General features: G+C 69.1%; 18 protein-coding genes and 2 pseudogenes. 5 read left to right on the top strand and 15 right to left on the bottom strand.

What is annotated here, in order from left to right; genetic code table 11:
- The 4 genes and pseudogenes from I0Q12_RS05105 to I0Q12_RS05090 form a co-directional block, all read right to left on the bottom strand.
- Positions 1-601: pseudogene (locus I0Q12_RS05105) on the bottom strand (ATP-binding protein); the annotation flags it as partial.
- Positions 598-864, bottom strand: coding sequence for a LuxR C-terminal-related transcriptional regulator (locus I0Q12_RS05100; RefSeq protein WP_197250920.1), 267 nt, complete (start codon positions 862-864; stop codon positions 598-600). The pseudogene I0Q12_RS05105 and the gene I0Q12_RS05100, both read right to left, overlap by 4 nt.
- 124 nt (positions 865-988) lie before the next feature.
- A complete protein-coding gene (locus I0Q12_RS05095; RefSeq protein WP_197250919.1) occupies positions 989-1681 on the bottom strand; it encodes a response regulator transcription factor in 693 nt (230 codons plus the stop codon).
- A gap of 65 nt (positions 1682-1746) precedes the next feature.
- Positions 1747-4008, bottom strand: coding sequence for an ATP-dependent DNA ligase (locus tag I0Q12_RS05090; protein WP_197250918.1), 2262 nt, complete (start codon positions 4006-4008; stop codon positions 1747-1749).
- A gap of 67 nt (positions 4009-4075) precedes the next feature.
- On the opposite strand from I0Q12_RS05090, the gene I0Q12_RS05085 reads away from it, so the two are divergent.
- Positions 4076-4987 carry a transporter substrate-binding domain-containing protein gene (locus I0Q12_RS05085; RefSeq protein WP_374068577.1) on the top strand — a complete coding sequence of 304 codons (912 nt, stop codon included), beginning with the start codon at positions 4076-4078 and terminating at the stop codon, positions 4985-4987.
- 3 nt (positions 4988-4990) lie between these two features.
- On the opposite strand, the gene I0Q12_RS05080 is transcribed toward I0Q12_RS05085, so the two are convergent.
- The gene (locus I0Q12_RS05080) at positions 4991-5422 is read right to left on the bottom strand and encodes an SRPBCC family protein (RefSeq protein WP_197250917.1); all 432 of its coding nucleotides are present in this window, start codon (positions 5420-5422) and stop codon (positions 4991-4993) included.
- A 799-nt stretch (positions 5423-6221) separates the two neighbouring features.
- Between I0Q12_RS05080 and I0Q12_RS05075 the strand changes: the two genes are divergently transcribed.
- On the top strand, positions 6222-6485 hold the full coding sequence (locus I0Q12_RS05075) for a WhiB family transcriptional regulator (protein ID WP_197250916.1): 264 nt from the start codon (positions 6222-6224) through the stop codon (positions 6483-6485).
- A 9-nt stretch (positions 6486-6494) separates the two neighbouring features.
- Here I0Q12_RS05075 and I0Q12_RS05070 read toward each other — a convergent pair whose 3' ends face one another.
- Both I0Q12_RS05070 and I0Q12_RS05065 read right to left on the bottom strand, forming a co-directional pair.
- Positions 6495-7094 carry a TetR/AcrR family transcriptional regulator gene (locus I0Q12_RS05070; protein WP_197250915.1) on the bottom strand — a complete coding sequence of 200 codons (600 nt, stop codon included), beginning with the start codon at positions 7092-7094 and terminating at the stop codon, positions 6495-6497.
- Between the two features lie 150 nt (positions 7095-7244).
- Positions 7245-8252: a LacI family DNA-binding transcriptional regulator gene (locus tag I0Q12_RS05065; protein WP_197250914.1), complete on the bottom strand. Its 1008-nt coding sequence runs from the start codon at positions 8250-8252 to the stop codon at positions 7245-7247.
- 144 nt (positions 8253-8396) lie between these two features.
- Between I0Q12_RS05065 and I0Q12_RS05060 the strand changes: the two genes are divergently transcribed.
- The 3 genes from I0Q12_RS05060 to I0Q12_RS05050 all read left to right on the top strand — a co-directional run bounded on the left by I0Q12_RS05060 (position 8397) and on the right by I0Q12_RS05050 (position 11840).
- Positions 8397-9584 (top strand): acyl-CoA dehydrogenase family protein, encoded by a 1188-nt coding sequence (locus tag I0Q12_RS05060; protein ID WP_197250913.1) that lies wholly within the window; start codon positions 8397-8399, stop codon positions 9582-9584.
- Positions 9581-10684 (top strand): CoA transferase, encoded by a 1104-nt coding sequence (locus I0Q12_RS05055; RefSeq protein WP_197250912.1) that lies wholly within the window; start codon positions 9581-9583, stop codon positions 10682-10684. The genes I0Q12_RS05060 and I0Q12_RS05055 overlap by 4 nt, the downstream gene beginning before the upstream one ends.
- Positions 10685-10844: 160 nt before the next feature.
- Positions 10845-11840, top strand: a complete 996-nt coding sequence (locus I0Q12_RS05050) for a linear amide C-N hydrolase (protein ID WP_197250911.1) — start codon at positions 10845-10847, stop codon at positions 11838-11840.
- Positions 11841-11976: 136 nt separating this feature from the next.
- Here the strand turns inward: I0Q12_RS05050 and I0Q12_RS05045 are convergent, their stop codons facing one another.
- From I0Q12_RS05045 to I0Q12_RS05010, 8 genes and pseudogenes are all read right to left on the bottom strand, one after another.
- Positions 11977-13614 (bottom strand): cation acetate symporter, encoded by a 1638-nt coding sequence (locus I0Q12_RS05045; RefSeq protein WP_197250910.1) that lies wholly within the window; start codon positions 13612-13614, stop codon positions 11977-11979.
- Complete coding sequence (locus I0Q12_RS05040) at positions 13611-13901, bottom strand: DUF485 domain-containing protein (RefSeq protein WP_197250921.1); 291 nt, start codon at positions 13899-13901, stop codon at positions 13611-13613. Before I0Q12_RS05040 ends, I0Q12_RS05045 begins: the two co-directional genes overlap by 4 nt.
- 190 nt (positions 13902-14091) lie before the next feature.
- A complete protein-coding gene (locus I0Q12_RS05035; protein WP_197250909.1) occupies positions 14092-15900 on the bottom strand; it encodes a cation acetate symporter in 1809 nt (602 codons plus the stop codon).
- A 6-nt stretch (positions 15901-15906) separates the two neighbouring features.
- Positions 15907-16275 carry a hypothetical protein gene (locus I0Q12_RS05030; protein ID WP_197250908.1) on the bottom strand — a complete coding sequence of 123 codons (369 nt, stop codon included), beginning with the start codon at positions 16273-16275 and terminating at the stop codon, positions 15907-15909.
- A complete protein-coding gene (locus I0Q12_RS05025) occupies positions 16272-17054 on the bottom strand; it encodes a LytTR family DNA-binding domain-containing protein (protein ID WP_197250907.1) in 783 nt (260 codons plus the stop codon). Before I0Q12_RS05025 ends, I0Q12_RS05030 begins: the two co-directional genes overlap by 4 nt.
- Positions 17055-17086: 32 nt before the next feature.
- The gene (locus I0Q12_RS05020; RefSeq protein WP_197250906.1) at positions 17087-18304 is read right to left on the bottom strand and encodes a histidine kinase; all 1218 of its coding nucleotides are present in this window, start codon (positions 18302-18304) and stop codon (positions 17087-17089) included.
- Between the two features lie 125 nt (positions 18305-18429).
- The gene (locus I0Q12_RS05015; protein WP_197250905.1) at positions 18430-19032 is read right to left on the bottom strand and encodes a hypothetical protein; all 603 of its coding nucleotides are present in this window, start codon (positions 19030-19032) and stop codon (positions 18430-18432) included.
- Positions 19029-19491 (bottom strand): annotated as a pseudogene (locus tag I0Q12_RS05010) (hypothetical protein); the annotation flags it as partial. The gene I0Q12_RS05015 and the pseudogene I0Q12_RS05010, both read right to left, overlap by 4 nt.

Genomic DNA, 19491 nt, shown 5'->3' with positions numbered 1-19491 from the left:
CGGACGCGGTGGCGTGGGTGGTCGCGATCGTCGCGTCGAGGGTCCGGCCGGCTGCGAGCCCGATGGTGGCGGCCCCGACGAACATCATCGAATAGGTCGCGATGAACGCGAAGGACGGCAGCGCATGATCTCCGACCGGAATGTCACGCACGATCCGGTCGGTGGCGTGCACCAGCACTTCGACGACGGCGAGATACGCGAACGGACGCCAGCTTCGCCATGCCGCGACCGCGGACAGCGCGGGCAGCCCGGGGACGAGGGTGAGCCACAGGTAGTCGTCGCCGGCGATGTGTCCACCGTTCCAGGCCGGCCACCACAGCACGGTTACCGCAACGAACAGCCACGCATTGGCTGCTGCGGTGCGGCGGAGACAGCGCACGTCCGGATGGAACGTCGCCGCGCCCATCGCCAGCGCGGAGCCGACGATCGCGGTCACGGCAAGCGGCGTCCACCATCCGGCGGTCACGGCGGCGGCGGTGGGCATGTAGCCGATTACGGGCACCAGGTAGAACAGGTAGCCGAGGACCACGAAGCGGACGAAGACCCGCACGAACCGGTCGCCTGCGGAACCACCCTCGTCGAACCGGACGCGCCGGCTCACAGCTCGTCGATGTCGATCAATCCGTCCTGCAAGGCCCGGGCGAGCAGCATGGCCTTCGTCGGGGCCGCTCTGCCGACCAGCGCGTATTTGTCCCGGATGCGGGCGATGTGGGTGCTCACCGTCGTCGGAGCGACGAACAGTCGTGCCGCCGCCTTCGACTTGGAGTCGCTCATCAACCATTCGCGCAGGATCTCCACTTCCCGTGCCGACAGCGTCGGCTTGACAATCGCCTGGTCCACAGGGCGTTCGAGCATGCTGGTCATGGGCAGGTCCTCCGTTGTCGAGCGATCTGCTGCGAAACTACGCAAACTGCGCATGCGTGCCGAGACGGATATTCCTCTGCCCAAGAAACCGGGGGCATCGTTACCTTTGCTTACAAAATGCCGTTCAGTAGACGCCCGGACCTTCACTCGCCGCCCGCGGACGTTCGGGAATCGGCAGCAATCCGTCCTCGACCGCGCGCTTGTACAGGTCCGTCTTCGTCGGCGCGGGCCGGCCTGCCTCCGCGTACTTCTGCCGGATGCGCTGCAGATAGTCGTTGACCGTCTGCGGCGCGAGCCCGGTCAGCCGAGCCACCCGATCGAGCTTCTCCCCGGACGCATACAGTTCGAGAACCTCCAGCTGGCGGGGGCTCAGGCCGACGTCCCCCAGGTCGGGGTCCCCGTCGATGGCCGCGGCCCAGTCCGTGCTCACGACCTGCCCACCCGACGCCGCCGTCCGGATCGCCTCGACCACCACGGCCGCCGGCGCGGATTTCCGCACCACCCCGAGAACACCCGCCCGCGCGGCGGACCGCACCAGGTACGGATTCTCCGCGCCGGTGAAGATCAGCGTCTCGATGCCCGCGGCCCGAAGCTGCTCGACATTGCTCTTCGGTGACGATCCGTCCTCGAGCCGGAGATCGAGGATCGCGAGATCCAGACGGACATTGCGGGCGAGCAACTCCTGCACGGTCGGTGCGGCACACACCAGTTCCAGGTCCGGTTCGGCAGCGAGCATCGCGCCCAGACCGAGCACCACCGACTCGTGGTCCTCGACAACACCGATTGCGCGGACGGACGTCCCGGAATCCTCGGCCAACTTCGCCCCTCCCGAACACCCGACACAGATTCGAGAACGTTAGCAGGGGAATGAGACACGTGGCGTCAGGCGCGACGCACGTCGGCGGGCTCGATGTCCTCGCGCAGCCCCCGCCAGATCGGGTGCCGCAGCCGGCCGCCGTCGGTCCACGACTGGAAACGCACCTCCCCCACCAGTCGCGGGGTCACCCACACGGCGCCGCGCGCGTCGGCGGTGGGAATGGCCTCCACGAACGGCGAGGTGCGCCGCCGCAACCGGTCGAGGGACGCGGTCAGCGTGGTGAGGGTGCGGTCGTCGAACCCGGAGCCGACGCGCCCGACGAACACGAGGTCGTCGCCCTCGTACACCCCGAGCAGCAGCGCACCGAAGGTGTCCGACCGGGCACCCTGACCGGGCCGGTATCCGCCGACGACGACCTCCTGGGTGAGCCAGTTCTTCGCCTTGATCCACGCGGTGCCGCGCTTGCCCGGCAGATACACCGAGTCGCGCCGCTTGGCGATCACCCCTTCCCAACCGCGGTCGAGGCTCTCCTCGAGGGCCTCGGTTCCGCCGCCCGGCAACGTCTCCGGCACCTCCAGTCCGGGCGCGGCCGCACCCAGCAGTTCGAGCACCCGCCTGCGGTCGCTGTACGTCTTGCGGAGCAGGGAGACTCCGTCGAGATAGAGGATGTCGAACACGAGGAAGGTGGGCCGGCCACCGGACTGCAGCAGCGGAAAACTCGACACACCGTGCGGGTCGAAGGTGACGATCTCGCCGTCGAGGACCGCGTCGTGACCGTCGAGGATCTGTGCGAGAACCCCGAGCGACGGATAGTCCGCGGTGATGTCACGACCCGACCGGGAACGGATGCGCAGTCCGCCGTCGTGGACCTCGACGATGGCGCGGATGCCGTCCCATTTGCCTTCGAACGCCCAGTCCCGTTCCTCGAGGCCGCTCACGTCGCCGAGGGTCGCGAGCATCGGCGCGAGGTCGCGAGGGAACGGCCCGGACGGCGACGGCGTCTGATCCTTCATCAGGTGCGCGAGCCACTGGGTACCTTCGGTGCGGATCAGGGCATAGCGACCCTGCACGCGACGGCCCTGCAACTGCACGATGACCTCGTCGTCCCGCCACTTCTCCGCCACATAGGTGCCGGTGTCCCACACCGTCATCGTGCCGGCGCCGTACTCGCCCTTCGGGATGGTGCCGTGGAACGTGAGGTATTCGAGCGGGTGGTCCTCGGTGCGGACCGCCAGGTGGTTGCGGCCGGTTTCGTCGGGCAGGTTCTTCGGCACCGCCCACGACGCCAGCACGCCGTCGCGTTCGAGCCGCAGGTCGTAGTGCAGCCGCCGGGCATTGTGCTCCTGGATCACGAACCGGTCGCCGGGACCACCGGCGGCAACCGTGTCCGGCACCGGTTCGGGCGTGCGTGACGCGTCGCGTTTGCCGCGGTACTCGGCCAGCGCGTCCGCCCGATCCTGGCCGGGCAGCGGCGGATCCAGCCCCTCGAGCAGATCACCGTCGGCCTCGACACGGGCGAGCACCTCGTCGAACCGCAGCTGCGACAGACCGGGGTCCTCGAGCTCCTCCCAGGTGCGCGGCGCCGCGACCCAGGGCTCGTCGCGACCGCGCAGCGAATACGGCGCGACCGTCGTCTTGGCGGCGTTGTTCTGGCTCCAGTCGACGAAGACCCGGCCTCCCCGAGCGGCTTTCGCCATCGTCGCGGTCACCAGGTCGGGGTGCAGCTTCTCGAGATTCGTCGCGACGGTCCGCGCGACGGTCGACGCCCCGTCCGACTGCAGCGGCCGATCCAAGGGGACGTAGAGGTGAATTCCCTTGCTGCCGCTGGTCACCGGATACGCCGTCCATCCCAGTTCGGCGACCGTGTCGCGCACGAGGCGCGCCACCTGCGCACAGTCCGCCAGCCCGACACCCTGGCCGGGATCGAGGTCGAACACGATGCGCGTCGCGGCGCCTCGCGTGTTACCGGCGAAACGCCACTGCGGGACATGCAGTTCCAGCGCACCCTGCTGCCCGAGCCACGCGAGGGAGGCCACCGAATCGAACAGTGGATAGGTGACGGTGCGCTGCTTGTGGTGCAGCGTCCGGCGGTCGAGCCAACCGGGGGCGTGCGCCGCCAGATTCTTCTCGAAGAACGACTGGTCGTCCACGCCGTTCGGCCAGCGCTTGCGGGTGCCGGCACGACCGGCGACGTGGGGCAGCATCGCGTCGGCGATCGCCACGTAGTAGTCGATCACCTCACCCTTGGTGGTACCGGTGCGGGGGTAGAGCACCTTGTCGAGGTTGGTCAGCTTCAGGCGACGGTCCCCGAACGTGCGGGTCGGCATCACCTCATTGTGCCAATCGTTCGCGTTGATCTTGCTGGATCGGGACGGGGAAGGCAGTATTGCCCGCGTGTTGTCCCCGCTGCGACGCCTGCGCGCTGCGGCGGTGATCATTGCCGTCGCGGCGATTCCGGCCGCCTGCACCGCATCGCCGGAACCGGATCCGGTCCCCGCCACCGCCACGTCGCTCGCACCGGCGACGACCCGGATCCCACCCACCGACGCGATCGACGACTGCGGACCCGGCTCCCGCACCACCCACACCGACGGGGTACTCACCCTCGCCACCGACGATCCCGCCTACGCTCCGTGGTTCGTCGACGACGATCCCGCCAACGGCCGGGGGTACGAAGGTGCGGTCGCCGCCGCGGTCGCGGAAAGACTCGGCTACACCCCCGAGCAGGTCCGCATCGAGCGGGTCGGCTTCAACGAGATGATCGCGCCCGGGGACAAGTCCTTCGACGCGGCGCTCGGACAGGTCACGATCGTCGACACCCGCCGCGACGCGGTGGACCTGTCGTCCCCGTACTACGCGGTCGGGCAGGCGATCGTGGCGCGACAGGGCAGCCCCGCGGCAGCCGCCACCTCGCTGGCGGACCTGTCCGGGATGAAACTGGGTGCGCAACAGGGTTCGACGAGCCTGCTCGCCATCACCGACACCATCCACGCCGACGCCGAACCCGTGGCCTTCGAGACCACCGACGACGCCAAGTCCGCCCTCGCGGCCGGGACGGTCGACGGAATCGTGGTGGATCTTCCGACGGGGTTCCAGATCACCGAGCAGATTTCCGGCACGGTGGTCGTCGGTCAGTTCCCGCGGCCCAACGAGGTCACCGAGTTCTTCGGAATGGTGCTCGAGAAGGACAGCCCGCTCACGCCGTGTGTGTCGGCCGCGATCGACAGCCTCTACGCGGACGGGACGCTCGACGAGTTCGCGACGCAGTGGCTCGCCGGAACCGGCGGAGCGCCCGTCCTCGAATAGTCGTCAGCCGTAGAGTTCCGCGAATTTCCGCAACGACGCCTCGAGATCGCCGCGCAGAGTGCGCGCGACACCCGACCCGATCGGCCCGAACAGCGGAGCCCCGCCGAGGTCGATGTTCAGCGACAGGTCCGACCCGCCGGCGGTTCCGGTGACGGTGAGCAGCAGCCGAAACTTCGTTCCGCCCTTGCCGTTTCCGCGCAGCACCAGATGGTGCGGGGCATCGATCTCCTCGACCTTCCACGCGACCCGGTTACGCAGTCCCTTGACGGACACCACGGATTCGGCGGTCGTGCCCACCGTCAGCTCCTCGGGCAGCTCGCTGCGCCAGCCGTCGTGGATGGTGAGCCACTCGTCGAATCGGTGCAGGTCCGACGCGGTGGCCCAGGTTCGTTCCGGATCGAGCGGGACGCGGGTGGTGACCTCGAGTTTCGCCATGTGCGGAAGCGTAGACACCGATCCGGCCGCCTCGCCAGCCCGCTTCGCGGATCACCGTTTCGTGTCGGCCCGTGGCATTACGCTGCGAGCACGCGACCGGCCGACGATCGACGCGCCGAGTACGAATTCGCTCACGCTGCAGTCCGAGCGGATTCCGACACGGCGAGTGCATTCGGGGCCGGCCGGAGATACAGCAGTGGGCCCGCTCGGCATCCCGCGAGAAATTCCGCCGAGCGGCTCGAACTCGCTCTCCGCTTCGCACGTTTCGCGCCGCCCATCGGTGCATCCCGGCGGATCCACGGCCTTCGACTGGTCGCCACGGACGTCGATTGGGCCACGGGACGAGGACCCGAGATCCACGGACCCGGTGAAGCACTGCTGATGGCGATGACCGGTCGTTCCGGCGTCGCCGACGAACTCGACGGTCCCGGAGTGGCGACACTGCGTTCCCGGATCGAACCCCGAATCTGACACCGAAGAAAAATTCCCACACCTCCGCGCTTCGACATGGCACACTGGGCGCCCGGAGCAGCCGAACTCGACCGGAAAGGAACTCCGATGCACACCGCTTCGCACTCGCAGCGCATGTCGCAGAAGAAGATTCGTTTCCTGGATCGAGTTCTCGAAAATTCCGGTCCGAACACCGGAGTCCGCGTCCACTGACGCCCCACCTCGGGGCGTGTGCGCCCCGAGCTTTCGCCACCGTCACGGTGACCATCGGCCGATCTCGGCCGTCGCGGGACCATCACGCCTCGACGATCACCACTTACATTGTGAGAGAACGAGGTTGTCGATTGCCATGCGCCGCTCACCCACCGCCGTGACCACGTACCTGGCCGAGCACCCGCCGACCGCCGACGACGAGGACTGGTCGGCCGCCGCCTGCCGCGGCGACGGGCACCCGGACCGCTGGTTCCCCGACCCGAGCGAGTCGTTCGACTACGCGGCCGAGGTCTGCGGCCGCTGCCCCATCGCCGCGGCATGCGGCAGCTACGCAATCGCGACCGCCCAGACCGGCGTGTGGGGAGGACGAGAATACCGCCGCGGCAAGATGATTCGCTGACCGCCCGGTCTATCGCTTCGGGCTGCCCCACTCGCCCTCGACCGCGGTGAGCCACCGTTCCACGCGCTCGATGGTTTCGGCGTGGCCGAGGGTGAAGCCGAGCGATTCCTCCATCACGACGACACGGGACAGACTGGTCGTGAGGACCGACGCGACGACGGGCGGAAAATCCTCGTGCGCAACGCCGTACCGGTCGAGCAGCACCTCGATCGCATCCGCCTGGTCGCGCCGGAACCGCTCGGAGTAGTCGGCGAGGAGTTTCCGCAGCGCGGGCCGGTGTCGCGACATCGCCATGAACTCCATCGTCAGCGCCACCCCGGACGGGTCGCTGCTGAACCGCCACAGCGCCCACAGCGGCTGCGGTGATGCCAGCGCTTTCCTCTGCATCTCGAGGCCCTGGTCGGCGCGACGGCGGAACACCTCTTCGAGCAACTCGTCCATGTTCACGAAGTAGTAGTGCACGAGCTGCGGTTTGAGGCCGGCCTGCTCGGCGACGCGGCGGGACGAGACGGCCGCATAGCCGTACTCGAGCATGACCTTCTCTGCGGCGTCCAGCAGGACCGTCCGATTCTTCGCATCGGGAGCCCCGATCCTGCGCGGCGAGGGCATGCGCGCTGTCCACCTCCACAATTCGAACGGGTCGCCGTTGTTGCCGGGTCATCCTATCGCTCCGAAAACGATGCGACCTCGGCCGAAGGCACGCATCGTCACGGAGGCACATTCGACACGGAGCCCGCCTGCGCATGCCCCGGCATCGCATCAGCTCGAGGCGCGTACCACCAGCTCCACGGGCAGCCGCATCGACTCGGCGTCACCGTCGCGAACCAGGTCGAGCAGGCGGCGGACGGCCGCGACCCCGATGTCGTGCGCGGGCGAGCGGACCGTGGTCAACGGAACCGGCAGCTGCGCGACGACGGGAATGTCGTTGTAGCCGACGACGGCGAGATCGTCCGGGATGGACAGCCCGAGGTCGCGGGCGACGCCGAGGATGCCGATGGCGATGGTGTCGCTGACCGCGAAGATCGCGCGGGGCCGGTCGGTCCGGTCGAGCAGCGCCCTGCCCGCTTCCACACCGCCGGAGACGTCGAAGCTCGACGGGACGATCCGGTCGGCCGAAACCTCCACCGACGCCTCGCGCAAGGTGTCGAGGAAGCCGTCGCGCCGATCCCGGGCCGTGCTCGCATGGTCGGGACCGGCGATGATCGCGAGGTCGGTGTAGCCGCGATCGAGCAGGTGCCGGGCGGCGAGCGCTCCGCCGCGGTAGTCGTCACCGACGACGAACGGCAGTCCCGCGTCGGCGTGCCGGGTCACGGTCAGGATCGGCAGCTGCCCGAGCCCCAGGGACTCGACGAACGGGCGTCCGGGAATGTGCAGGCTGCTCAGCAACAGTCCGTCCACCTGCCGCCCGACCAGCAGGGTGATCGCACGGCGCTGCGCCTCGAGGTCGTCGGGCGGGCTCGACAGCAGGACCGAGTACCCGGCCTTCGTCGCGGCTTCTTCGATGCCCTGGTAGGTCGTCGCGACCACCCCGTCGGTCAGCCGCGGCATGACGACGCCGAGCGTGGTCGTCTTGCGGGTGCGCAGGCTCGCCGCCCACAGATTCGGCCGGTAGCCGAGCTCGGCCGCGACCTCCCGCACTCGCAGGGCCGATTCGGACCAGCCGTCGACGGGTTCGGGTTGGCGCAGCACGCGGGAGGCCGTCGAGACGTGCACGCCGGCACGCTCGGCGATCTCCTTGAGCGTCGGCGCACGGTCGGGACGGGACATTCGGCTCTCCTGCTCGTTTCGCATCGAGTTCGAGTTCCGGGTTGACGAGCCCGGAGCACGCCCCTTAGCGTAGGGCACGCAATCGTTCGTGCAAACGTTCTCGCAAACGTTATGACAAACGTTCCTCGACCCCCGGAGAGAGTCATGTCCAACCCCCAGTCGCTGACCCAGCTCTTCGCCCTCGACTCCCTGCTCGAGCAGGAGGAGATCGACATCCGCGACACCGTTCGCAAGTTCGGCAACGAACGCATCCGTCCGCACGTGGCCCAGTGGTTCGAGGAAGCGAAGATCCCGGCACGTGAGCTGGCGAAGGAACTCGGGCAGCTCGGCGTGCTCGGCATGCACCTCGAGGGTTACGGCTGCGCCGGCATGAGCGCCACCGCCTACGGCCTGGCCTGCCTCGAGCTCGAGGCCGTCGACTCCGGTATTCGCAGCCTCGTCTCGGTGCAGGGCTCGCTGGCGATGTTCTCCATCCACCACTGGGGCAGCGAGGAGCAGAAGCAGGAATGGCTCCCCCGCATGGCCGCCGGCGAGGCCATCGGCTGCTTCGGCCTGACCGAGCCGGACTTCGGCTCCAACCCGGCCGGGATGCGCACCAACGCCAAGCGCGACGGTGACGACTGGATCCTCAACGGCACCAAGATGTGGATCACCAACGGGTCCGTTGCCGACGTCGCCGTCGTGTGGGCTCAGACCGACCTCGAGGAGGGCGCCAAGGGCATCCGCGGCTTCGTCGTCCCCACCGACACCCCCGGCTTCTCCGCCCCGGAGATCCACTCCAAGCTGTCGCTGCGCGCCTCGGTCACCTCGGAACTCGTCCTCGACGGCGTGCGCCTGCCGGCCTCGGCGATGCTGCCGAAGGCCAAGGGCCTGCGCGGACCGCTGACCTCTCTCGGCGAGGCCCGCTTCGGCATCGTCTTCGGTGCGATCGGCGCGGCCCGCGACTGCCTCGAGACCGCGATCGAGTACTCGCAGTCCCGCGAGGTGTTCGACAAGCCGCTCGCCGGCTACCAGCTCACCCAGGCCAAGATCGCCGACATGGCGCTCGAGGTCGGCAAGGGCCATCTGCTCGCCTACCACCTCGGACGGATGAAGGACCGCGGCGAGATCGCCCCCGAGCAGGTCAGTCTGGGCAAGCTCAACAACGTCCGCGAAGCCATCGCGGTCGCCCGCGAGTGCCGGACCATCCTGGGTGCGAACGGCATCACCCTCGAATACCCCGTCATCCGGCACGCCAACAACCTCGAATCGGTGCTGACCTACGAGGGCACCTCCGAGGTCCACCAGCTGACCATCGGCAAGGCCCTGACCGGAGAGGCAGCCTTCCGGTGACAGGGGCATTGGAGGGGCTGGTGATCGCCGACTTCGGTCGCGTGCTCGCCGGCCCCTACGCCACGATGCTGCTCGCCGACCTCGGGGCGGAGGTCGTCAAGGTCGAACGCCCGGGCTTCGGCGACGACACCCGACACTGGGGTCCGCCGTGGGTCGGCGACGAGTCGACGTACTTCCTGGGTGTCAACCGGAACAAGCGGTCGGTGTCGATCGACCTGACCACCGAGGCGGGGCTCGACGAGGCCCGTAACCTCGTCGCCCGCGCCGACGTCGTCGTCGAGAACTTCCTGCCCGGCACGATGAATCGGCTCGGCCTCGGCTACGAGCAGGCCCGCGAACTCAACCCCGACATCGTGTACTGCTCGATCACCGGGTTCGGCGGCAACAACAACCTGCCCGGCTACGACCTGCTCATCCAGGCGGTCGGCGGATTGATGAGCATCACCGGGCCCGACCCGGCGACCCCCACCAAGGTCGGTGTCGCGGTCGTCGACGTCATCACCGGAATGCACGCTGCGCTGGGCATTCTCGCCGCGCTCCGGCACCGCGACCGGACCGGTGAGGGCCAGCGCGTCGAGGTGAACCTGCTGTCGTCGCTGCTGTCGGCGCTGGCGAACCAGTCGTCGGGCTATGTGGCGGCCGACGTCGTGCCGAAGGCCATGGGCAACCGGCATCCGAGCATCGCACCCTACGAGGTGTTCAGCACCGCGGACCGGCCGTTCGTCCTCGCCGTCGGCAACGACCGCCAGTTCGCCTCGCTGGTAGAGGTTCTCGGGGCGCCCGAACTCGCATCCGACGACCGGTTCACGACGAACACCGCACGCGTCGCGAACCGCGAGGAACTGACGAAGATCCTCGACGAACTGCTGTCGACGAACACCGCCGACGCCTGGTTCGACGCCCTCACCGCGGCACGCGTGCCGTGCGGGCCGCTCAACGACATCGCCGACGCCGTCGCCCTCGCCGAGCGCCTCGGCCTGTCGCCGGTCGTGTCGATCGACGATCCGGACCGGGACGCTCCGCTCCGCCAGATCGCCAACCCGATCCGGCTCAGCGCCACCCCCGCGACGTACCGCACGGCGCCGCCGCGCCTCGGTTAGATCTCGACAGCTTCTCCTACGCCTTCAACACCGACGCCGGGTGACGGTTCGCGCCGTTTCGCCCGGCGCCGGTGGCGAATGTGCCACAGTCGAATACGCCCCTCGATGTTCCCAACCTATTCGATACGCATGTGCCCGGCGGGCGGGAAAGAGAGAAGACATGTGCACCAGGGTCGTGTGGCCGGATGCGGCGGGATCGGTACTCGTCGGCCGCAACATGGACTATCACCGCGACACGGGGACGAATCTGTGGTCCCTGCCGCGCGGAATCGACCGGCGGGACGGCGTCGGCGGCTCGTTGACCTGGACGTCGAAGTTCGGCAGCGTCGTCGCCGCGGCCTTCGACATGATGACCGTCGACGGCATGAACGAGGCCGGCCTGTCGGGACACATCCTCTGGCTCGCGGAGTCGGACTACGGAACCTACGACCCGTCCCGGCCGGCGCTGAGCATGGCTGTGTGGATGCAGTACTTCCTGGACAACTTCGCCACGGTCGCGGAGGCGGCGGCGTGGATCGAGCAGACCGAGGTGCAGGTCGTTCCTCTCGGCGACCCGGCCACCGGCGAGGTGCCCACGGTGCACCTCGCACTGGACGATGCGACGGGTGATTCGGCGATCGTCGAGTACGTCGACGGCAAGGCCACCGTCTGGCACGACCGCAGCTATCAGGTGATGACGAATTCACCGACCTACGACAAGCAGCTCGAACTGCTCCGCGAGGTCGAGGGATTCGGTGGCGACAAGCCGTTGCCCGGTACCACGGACGCCGCCGACAGGTTCGCCCGCGCCGCCTATTACGTCGGCCGGCTTCCCGAACCCGAGAGCGGGGTGGAGGCCGTCGCCGGGATGTTCAGTGTCATCCGCAATGCGGCGCAGCCGTTCCGGGTTCCGGATCCGGACAAACCCTATGCGTCACAGACGATCTGGCAGACCGTGGGTGACCTGACCGGCAAGCGCTACGTGTTCGCGTCGACGACGCGCCCGAACGTCCTGTGGGTCGACCTCTCCGAGCTGGATTTCACCGAGGGTGCGCCGGCGCGCAAGCTCGATCTGCTCGGCGACACCGCACTCGAGGGTGGGCTCGGCGGCAACGTCACGGATCGGTTCGTCGACACCGCCCCCTTCACGTTCCTCGAACTTCCGGCTGCGCAGTAGGTCCTCGAACTGCCGGTTGCGCAGTGGCAGAACCGGAACAGCAGGGAACCCGCAACGCGACGGTGCCGCGCTCCCGGGTGTGGGAGCGCGGCACCGAAGGGGTTCGCCGCCAGGGTTCTCCTGGGGGCGACTGTCTCTAGTGGGCGACCGCCTTCTCGACACCGACACCGGTGAGCGAGCGGACCTCCATCTCGGCCTGCTTGAACGGATCCTCCACCTTGCGGCGGCCGACGTAGGTGCCGACGATGCCGAGGACGAAGGCCAGCGGGATGGACACGATGCCGGGGTTCGACAGCGGGAACAGCGCGAAGTCGGCGTTCGGGAACATCGACGACGGCTTGCCGGACACGGCCGGGGAGAACACGATCAGCAGCAGGCAGCTGATCAGACCGCCGTAGATGCTGAACAGTGCGCCGGTGGTGTTGAACTTCTTCCAGAACAGCGAGTACAGCAGCGTCGGCAGGTTCGCCGAGGCGGCGACCGCGAACGCGAGGGCGACCAGGAAGGCGATGTTCTGGCCCATCGCCAGGATGCCCAGCACGATCGACATCAGGCCGATGACGACGACGGTGATGCGCGAGACCCGCACCTGCTCGTCCTCGGTTGCGTTGCCGCGCTTGATGACACTGGCGTAGATGTCGTGGGCGAAGGACGCCGACGCGGTGATCGCCAGACCCGCGACGACCGCGAGGATCGTGGCGAACGCGACCGCGGAGATGATCGCCAGGAACAGGGTGCCGCCGAGTTCGAAGGCCAGCAGCGGAGCCGCCGCGTTCTCCTTACCGGGGGCGTTCAGGATGACGTCCGGGCCGACCAGCTTCGCGGCACCGTAGCCGAGGACCAGGGTGAACAGATAGAAGGCACCGATGAGCGCGATCGCCCAGGTCACCGAGCGGCGGGCTTCCTTCGCGGTCGGCACCGTGTAGAAGCGCATGAGCACGTGCGGCAGGCCGGCGGTGCCGAGCACCAGGGCGATACCGAGCGAGACGAAGTCGATGCGGGTCATGTCGCTGATGCCGTACTTCGCGCCCGGAGCGAGGATGTCGCGACCGGCGACCGCCGCGTCCGAGGAGTTCGACGCCATGGCCTGCGCGTCGGCGAGCAGCTGGGAGAAGTTGCCGCGCACGGCGAACAGCACGAGGACGAACATGATCGCGGCGCCGGCGACGAGCAGGACGGCCTTGACCATCTGCACGTAGGTGGTGCCCTTCATGCCGCCGATGAGCACGTACACGATCATGAGCACACCGACGACCGCGACGACGATCGCCTGACCGGCCTTGTCGTGGATGTCGAGCAGCAGCGCGACCAGGCCACCGGCACCGGCCATCTGGGCGAGCAGGTAGAACAGCGAGACCGCGAGGGTGGACAGCGCCGCGGCCATGCGCACCGGCCGCTGCTTGAGCCGGAAGCTCAACACGTCGGCCATCGTGAAACGCCCTGTGTTGCGCAGGAGTTCGGCGACGAGCAGCAGCGCGACGAGCCACGCGACGAGGAAGCCGATGGAGTACAGGAAGCCGTCGTAGCCGTACACGGCGATGGCACCGGCGATTCCGAGGAACGACGCGGCCGACAGGTAGTCACCGGCGATCGCGAAACCGTTCTGCGGGCCGGAGAACTGGCCGCCGCCGGTGTAGAAGTCCGAGGCCTTCTTGGTGGTGCGGCTGGCCTTGATGACCAGGCCCATGGTGACGACGACGAACGCGACGAAGATCGCGATGTTGATCAGCGGGTTGCCGACATCGGCGGTCCCACTCTGCGCGAGAACGGTCACTGTGCCGGTCCTTCCAGCTCTTCACGGATCGCGGCGGACCGAGGATCGAGCTCGCGTCCTGCGAATTTCACGTAGAGGGCGGTGATCACGAACGTCGTCACGAACTGACCGAAGCCCAGGATCAAGCCGAGATTGATGTTGCCGATCACCTTCGTCGCCATGAAGTCGGCGGCGTACGTCGCGAGCAGCACGTAGACCCCGTACCAGGCGAGGAAGAACACCGTCACCGGGAACACGAACCGCCGCAACCGGCTACGCAATTCCTGGAATTCCGGGCTCGCTTGCATGGCTACGAAGTCCTGGGGTGTGGGTTCGCGCCGTACCGGCGCGTCGAGCCCACTCTTGACTGTGGTCACTGCCGACTCCTCGGTTTGTGAGTTGTAGTGAGAACAGACGGTAATGAGACGACGGTCACACGCATAAGGAGTGCGGTCCGATCGCACGCCGAGCTGTCGTGTCGTGCGCCGAGCGGTCGACTCACCGCGACGAACGGCGCGTCCGATCCCCCGAAACGGATTTATCGGCACCGGACGTGCCCGCACCGAATGCGCCGATCTCACGGTCGCGGCCCATGCCGAGCCGTTCCGGGACGTGCATGCGCGAGAAGGTGCGCCCCACATCCGCGGGAACCGACCGGCGGGTGGCGAGGGAGACCAGCACCATCGCCAGGAACGCCAGCGGCACACTCACCGCGGCCGGGTAGCCGACGAGCACCGCCGGCCAGCCGCCGCGATCCGGATCGATGGGGGCGAGCACCACCACCATCGCGGCGGTCCCGGACACCAGCCCGCCGAGCACCATCCCCGCGGCGGCCCCGGCCGCGGTGAGGCCCCGCCACCAGATACCCAGGATCAGCAGCGGGCACAGCGTCGACGCCGCCACCGCGAACACCAGGCCCACCGAACGCGACAGGTCCAGCGACGTCACCGACAGCGACAACGCGAGCGGCACGATCCCGGCGAGCACCGCCGCGATCCGGAAGTCCCGGACCCGGCCGCGCAGCACATCCGTCGACAGCACGCCCGCGACGCTGACCAGCAGGCCCGACGACGTGGACAGGAACGCAGCGATCGCACCCGAGGCGACGAGCGCGGCCAGCAGCTGCCCACCCCACCCGCTCAGCACCGATCCGGGCAGCAGCAGAACCGCCGCGTCCGAGCGTCCGGTGATGAGCAGCTGGGGCACATACAGTCGCGCGAAGACGCCGAGCAGCGTCGGGAACAGGTAGAACATGCCGACCAGGGCGATCACGGCGAGCGAGGTCATCCGCGCGGTGCGGCCGTCGGGGTTGGTGTAGAACCGCACGAGCACGTGCGGCAGGCCCATCGTGCCGAGGAACGTCGCGAGGATCAGCGAGTACACCTGGAACATCGGGTAGTCCCCGCCGAATCCGTTTCCGGGTGAGGCCCACGAGTCGTTGTCCGGCGGCGCACCCGCAACGACCGGAACGGGCGAGCCGGCGGCGAGCACGAGCTCGGTTCCCGACGACAGCTCGTGCTGGCCCGGCGCGAGCAGCACCGGACCGGCGACCGGCCGGCCGTCGATGTGCCCGGTGACGTCGACCTGCAGCGGCTCCCCCACCTGCACGATCACATCGGTGGTGATGTCGACGGTGGTGCGATCGGTGACGGTCGGCGGCACCGCCTCGGTCAGGACCCGGTCGTGGGCGAGGAAATGCAGGGTGAGTACCAGCGCCGGCAGCGCGACCGCGGTGAGCTTGAGCCAGTACTGGAACGCCTGCACGAACGTGATCGACCGCATGCCGCCGCCGACGACGTTGCCGACGACGATCGCCCCGACCGCGGCCACGCCCACCCACTCGGGCAGCCCCAGCAGGATGTTCAGCGTCAGTCCCGCCCCCTGGAACTGCGGCACCAGGTACAGCACGCAGATGACGGCGACGACGATCATCGCGAGGGTGCGCACCCAGCGCGTGCCGAGCCGGAACTCGGCGAAGTCCGGCACCGTGTAGGCGCCGGACCGGCGCAGCGGTGCGGCGACGAACAGCAACAGGCCCAGATAGCCTGCGGCGAAGCCCACCGGATACCACAGGGCGTCGGCGCCGTACTTCGCGACGAGCCCGGCGACACCGAGGAACGATGCGGCGGACAGGTATTCCCCCGCGATCGCCGCGGCATTCCAGCGCGGCCCGACCGTGCGCGACGCGACGAGGAAGTCGGAGGTCGTGCGTGCCAGGCGGACGCCGTAGATGCCGATCGCGACGGTCGCGGCGGCAGCGGCGATCAGGCCGACGACGGTGAGAACGGGAATCGAACCGGTGCCCATCGCGGCTCAGTCGTCGGTCAGGTCGGTGAAGTCCTGCTCGTTGCGTTCGGCCAGCCGCACGTACAGCCACGAGATGCCGAGCAGCACCGGATAGCCGACGACACCGAGCAGCAACCACGGCAGCCGCAGCCCCAGCAGCGTCACCTCCGCGAGCGAGGGAACCAGGGCGAACAGCACCGGCAGCGCCCCCAGCAAACACACCGCGACGAGCGCGAGCCGCAACGCCAGCCCGAGCTGCGCCCGGACGAGGCCGCGCACCATCGCGTCGCCGATCTGCGTCTGCTGCTGCACCTCGACGCGGGTGCGGACCATGCGGGCTCCGCGCCGCTGCGCGAGCACCACCCGTTCCCGCGGCGGCGGACCGGCGGTGCTCATCGGGCCGTCCAGGTCTGCATGGGACCGCGGATGAGCCGGTCCTTGAGTTCCCGGGTGTGGCGGCGGCTGACCGGAAGCTCCACCGGCTGCTGGTCCCCCTCCGGCCGCAGGCACACCACCAGGCCGGATCCGACACTGCGGATGCCCGTCACCAGCGGCAGCGCCACCAGGTACGACCGGTGTACCCGCAGGAATCCGGCGTCCGCCCAGCGGCTCTCGAGCGTCGAAATGGGGATGCGCACCAGGTGGGAACCGGTCGCGGTGTGCAGGCGCGCGTAGTCGCCGTCGGCCTCGACCCACCGCACCGACGACCGCGGCACCAGCGTCGTGACCCCGCCGAGTTCGACGGGAATCACCTCGTCGGACGACGACGGAGCGCCGCCCTGGTCGCTGCTGCTGCGGCGGCGTTCGGCGATCCGTCGCACCGCCTCGGCGAGCCGTTCCTCGCGCAGCGGCTTGAGCAGATAGTCGACCGCACCCAGGTCGAACGCCGCGACCGCGCGGTCGTCGTGCGCGGTCACGAACACCACCGACGGTGGCTGCGCGAAGTTGCGGAGGATCCCCGCGAGCTCGAGGCCGTCGAGCCCGGGCATGTTGATGTCGAGGAAGACCGCGTCGATGCCACCGTCGCGCAGCAGCCGCAGCGCGGTGGTCGCGTCGCCCGCGGTATGAACCGAGCCGATCTCGTCGCGCCGGCGCAGCAGGTAGGCAAGCTCGTCGAGGGCAGGCGGCTCGTCGTCGACCGCCAGCACGGTGAGGGACTCCGGATTGTCGTTCACAACGGAATCATCGTGCCATGCCCCGCCGCCGGTCACGGTCGGATCCCCGGCCGGAACTTCGGCACCCGCATGCTGACCTTGGTGCCGGCGCCCGGTGCGGTCTCGACGACCAGGCCGTAATCGTTGCCGAACGCCGCCCGCAATCGGTCGTCGACGTTCGCCAGGCCCACGTGCGCGGACTCCTTGACACCGCTGTCCTCGCGGTCGGCGACCGCGTCGAGCGAACCCGAGCGCAGGAGTTCCGGGTCCATGCCGATGCCGTCGTCCTCGACACTGATGACGCAGTCGGTGCCCTCGTCGGCGGCGACGATGCTGATGGTGCCGGCGCGCGTCGGTTTCCCGGCGATCCCGTGCCGCACCGCGTTCTCCACCAGCGGCTGCAACGCGAGGAACGGCAGCACTACCCCCAGGACCTCGGGGGCGATCTGCAACCGCACGTCGAGCGCGTTGCCGAACCGGGCACGCTCGAGCGTGAGATACCGGTCGATGTTGCGCAGCTCGTCGGCGAGCACCGTGTACTCGCCCGCGGAACGGAACGAGTACCGAGTGAAGTCCGCGAACTCGAGCAACAGTTCGCGGGCCCGGTCCGGGTCGGTGCGCACGAACGAGGCGACCGTGTTGAGCGCGTTGTAGATGAAGTGCGGGCTGATCTGGGCGCGCAGCGCACGAACCTCCGCGCGGTCCAGCCGCGCGCGGGACGCGTCGAGCTCGGCGAGTTCGATCTGGCTGCACGCGTATCCCGCGACCTCGGCGAGCACCCCGAGCATCGCCGGGCCCGGTTCGGTGGTGGTGACGACGCCGAGCACCCCGACCACGCCGACGCCGTCGATGATCAGCGGCTGGGCGATCAACGCCCGCGCCGCGAGCTCTTCGGGTCCGCGCACCAGATCGCCGTGGCCGACGAGCACGCGACGCTCCCCCTCGATCGCGCGGATAGCTGCGTCGTGCATCTGGTCGGCGAGTCCCTCGTACAACCCGTGCCATGCGAGCCGGTTGCCGTCGGCGTCGAGCAGTGCCACGGCCTGCGCGCCGGTGAGGGTCCGCAGGTGCGGCGCGGCCTCCTGCGCGGAGGTCGCGTCGAGTCCGCGGCGCAGCGGTCGCGCGGCGAGCGAGGCGGTGTGCAGCGTCGCGTGCACGGCGCGTTCGGCGGGGGTGGTGACGACGCGACGGGTCCGTGCCCACACCGCGGCGATACCGCCGGCGAGGAGCGCGGCCACCACGACGAGCGCGACGACGACAGTGCCGGTCACTGCTCACCCCACCGGGCCGGGCGCTGCAGACGTGGATGTTCGAACAGGCGTGGATGCTCGAACAGGTCGGTCGCGATCATGCATACAAAGCTAGAACCTCGGACGCCGCGGACCGCCGCAACGCGTCAGGCGGGTCGTGCCCGCGCGGAACCGACGAGCGGCACCGGTTCCCTCATCGGCGCCAGCGCTCCCACCGAGAAGGTCCTTCGACGCTGCAGCACGGTGCCCACCGGCCGCACCGCGAACGTGACGGCGACGTCGCACTCTCCGAAGCGCAGGGCGGTCAGCGCACCGGATTCGACGACCGCGACGACACCGTGGAGGTCGTATTCGACGGTCAGGTCGAGGTCGACGCGACCGACGAGCACGCCGTCGAGGCTCAGTTCGACGGACGGATGCCGGCTCGCCGTGATCCGCGTGCTGTCCAGCGACACAAGCTGTTTCGTGCCGGTGAGGGACGTGGTGGCCGCGTCACGCAACCGCCGGTAGCGCTGCCGGCCCTGCGCGAACAGGTCGTCGAGGCCGACCTCGAGGATGTCGGCGATCGCGGCGGCCACCTCCGCATCGACGGCGGTGAGCACATCCGGGGGGATCGCGTTCAGCGCCCTCACCGCGGCACGGACAGCGCCGAACCGGCCGAGGACGTCGGCCACCGCCGCGGCCGACCGGTCCGGAGGAACGCCCGGCAGCAACACGGTGCGCGCGGTGATCGCGTTCGGATCGGTCATGAGTTGTCTCCTGTCGTCCGGATGTCCCACGAGCGGGCCCGGAAGTCGATCCCCACCGTCGGTCCCTCCCGGTCCTCGACCGTGGTCCGCGGATTCCGGTCGCGCCGGACGACCGCACGCACCTCCGGAGTCCTGTGCCGAGTCCGGCGTTCACCCGGCCGGCGAAGTCGCGTCACGAGCACCGCTGCGGCAAGTGCCCCTGCCCCGGCGCCGAGTCCGGTCAGTGCCACTGTGGCCGTGTTCTTCGGAGGATCGGCGGGAGCAGGCGGGTCCGGCGGCGAGGCCACGGTGATCGGCGATCCGGCCGATGCCGTGACCGTTTCGGTGACCGCGCGCGGTGGCTGCGCCCGGTTCTCCGTCACGGACCCGGTGACGGTTTCGGTTGCGGTTCCGCCCACTTCGACTGTCTCGGTGACGCTTTCGGTTCTCGTCTCGTACACCGTCGAGGTCTCGTACACC

It is taken from the genome of Rhodococcus sp. CX (assembly GCF_015865005.1).
GTDB lineage: Bacteria > Actinomycetota > Actinomycetes > Mycobacteriales > Mycobacteriaceae > Rhodococcus.
The sequence above is the reverse complement of the archived record's forward strand: the minus strand, read 5'-3'. Positions and strand labels throughout refer to the sequence as shown.